Below are 2,314 nucleotides of genomic sequence, written 5' to 3' on the forward strand. Positions count from 1 at the left end.
GAGCGGCTCGGCGCGACCATCCTCGGACAAAAAAAGCCCTGAGCATGTCTCCCGAAAGTTCCGGCGGTTTCGGGAAAAGTCGTGGAGCGCGCTGCAAAATTGTCGTCAATATCGCATATTCGTGATCGCGCCCGAAAAATTTGGCGATTGGATTGGGGATGCCGATGCCTTAATTCGCGCCAACTCTCGCCTTTTCTAGCCCTTGCATTGCAAAATCCAACCGATATCAGGTGATTCGCATGAACCGCTCTTTGTCTCGCAGAAACCTTCTGACCACGCTGGCCGCCGTTCCGGCAGTGGCGCTGCTTGCCGCGTGCAGCGACTCGGGTGAAGAGGCAAAGGCGGCCGATGTGAAGCCCGCCAATCCGTCGACGCCAGCCAAGCCTGCCACGCCCGCGGCCGCTCAGGTGCCGGAAGCGCAGGGCACCGTCGACATGGCGGAACTGCTCAAGCCCGGCGCTTTGCCCGACAAGCAGCTCGGCAAGGACGACGCCAAGGTCACCATCGTCGAATATGCCTCGATGACCTGCCCGCATTGCGCGCATTTCAACGACACAACCTTCCCTGAGCTGAAGTCGAAATACATCGACACGGGCAAGGTGCGCTATATCCTACGCGAATTCCCCTTCGACCCGAGCGCCGAGGCCGGCTTCATGCTGGCGCGCTGCGCCAAGGACAACTATTTCGCCATGGTGGACGTGTTGTTCAAGCAGCAGCCGAGCTGGGTCGGCGTCAGCAACACCAAGGAAGCGCTGCTGCAGATTTCCAAGCTCGCCGGTTTTACACAGGAGTCATTTGAGGCCTGCTTGACGGACCAGAAGCTTCTGGACGATGTGAGAGCAGTCCAGAAACGCGGAGCGGACGAGTTCAAGGTCGACTCGACGCCGACCTTCTTCATCAACGGAAAGACCTACAAAGGGGCGATGTCGATTGAGGAAATGTCGGCCATCATCGACCCTCTGCTCTGACGTCCAGGCCGCGCCGAAGCTGCTTGGCTTCGGCATATTGGTCTTTGCGGAGCGGCGCGAATGAAGTTTTCGCGCCTTCGCCTCCTCGGTTTCAAGTCCTTCGTCGAGCCCGGCGAGTTCGTCATCGAACGCGGGCTGACCGGCATTGTCGGGCCGAACGGCTGCGGCAAGTCCAACCTTGTCGAGGCGCTGCGCTGGGTGATGGGCGAAAGCTCCTACAAGAACATGCGCGCGTCCGGCATGGACGACGTGATCTTTTCCGGCTCCGGCGCGCGGCCGGCGCGCAACACCGCCGAAGTCACGCTTTTCCTTGACAATTCGGACCGCACGGCACCCGCCGCCTTCAACGACGCCGATGAATTGCAGGTGTCGCGCCGCATCGAGCGCGAGGCGGGCTCGCTCTACCGCATCAACGGCAAGGAAGCGCGTGCCAAGGACGTGCAACTGCTCTTCGCCGACCAGTCGACCGGCGCCCGCTCGCCGTCCATGGTCGGCCAGGGCCGCATCGGCGAGCTGATCCAGGCCAAGCCCCAGGCGCGCCGGGCGCTGCTCGAAGAAGCCGCCGGTATCTCCGGCCTGCACACGCGCCGGCACGAGGCGGAGCTTCGGCTGAAGGCGGCCGAACAAAACCTCGAACGGCTGGACGATGTCGTCGGCGAGTTGGAAAGCCAGATCGACAGCCTGAAGCGCCAGGCGCGCCAGGCCTCGCGCTTCAAGAACCTGTCGGCCGACATCCGCAAGGCCGAGGCGACGCTTCTGCATCTGCGCTGGACGCTGGCCAAAACCCAGGAAAGCGAAGCGCGTTCGGCGCTTGCCGTTGCCACCACGCTGGTCGGTGACCGCGCCGCAGCCCAGATGGCCGCTGCGAGGGAGCAGGGCATCGCCGCCCACCGCCTGCCTGACCTGCGCGACGCGGAAGCGGCCGCGGCGGCGGCCTTTCAGCGCCTGTCGATCGCCAAGACGCAGATCGAAGAAGAGGCCGGCCGCATCCGCTCGCGCCAGGCGGAGCTGGAGCGGCGCCTGCAACAGCTCGATGCAGACATCGCCCGCGAGGAGCGGATGGTGCGCGACAATGCCGACATTCTCGAGCGTCTCCGCGCCGAGGAAGCCGAGCTCAATTCGGACAATGCAGGTGCTGCCGAGCGCGAAGCCACCACCCGCGCCGCCTTCGAGCAGGCCGGCGCGACGCTCTCGCAGAGCGAAGCCAGGCTTGCCGCGCTGACGGCCGAACGCGCCGAGGCGGCCGCCTCGCGCCACCAGATCGAGCGCACTTTGCGTGAGACCGCCGAGCGCCGCGACCGCTTCGCTCGCCAGCTTGCCGAGGTCGATCGCGAGCTCTCCGATAT

Annotated in this window: 3 protein-coding genes; all 3 read left to right on the forward strand. The window is 64.5% G+C overall.

Features of this window, described 5'->3' with window-relative positions; genetic code table 11:
• Positions 1–199: hypothetical protein (locus tag EOA60_RS38410; protein ID WP_206628310.1), on the forward strand; the 199-nt coding region annotated here is incomplete at its 5' end.
• Between the two features lie 40 nt (positions 200–239).
• Positions 240–968, forward strand: a complete 729-nt coding sequence (locus tag EOA60_RS29315) for a DsbA family protein (RefSeq protein WP_067327871.1) — start codon at positions 240–242, stop codon at positions 966–968.
• Positions 969–1,028: 60 nt separating this feature from the next.
• Positions 1,029–2,314 (forward strand): chromosome segregation SMC family protein (locus EOA60_RS29320; protein WP_164899634.1); only part of this gene is annotated, 1,286 nt, incomplete at its 3' end.

It is taken from the genome of Mesorhizobium sp. M1A.F.Ca.IN.020.06.1.1 (assembly GCF_004023265.1).
GTDB lineage: Bacteria > Pseudomonadota > Alphaproteobacteria > Rhizobiales > Rhizobiaceae > Mesorhizobium.

What these genes read in the sequence shown, in the direction of transcription:
- EOA60_RS29315 (WP_067327871.1), top strand. Translation starts at nt 240, where the DNA reads ATGAACCGCTCTTTGTCTCGCAGAAACCTTCTGACCACGCTGGCCGCC.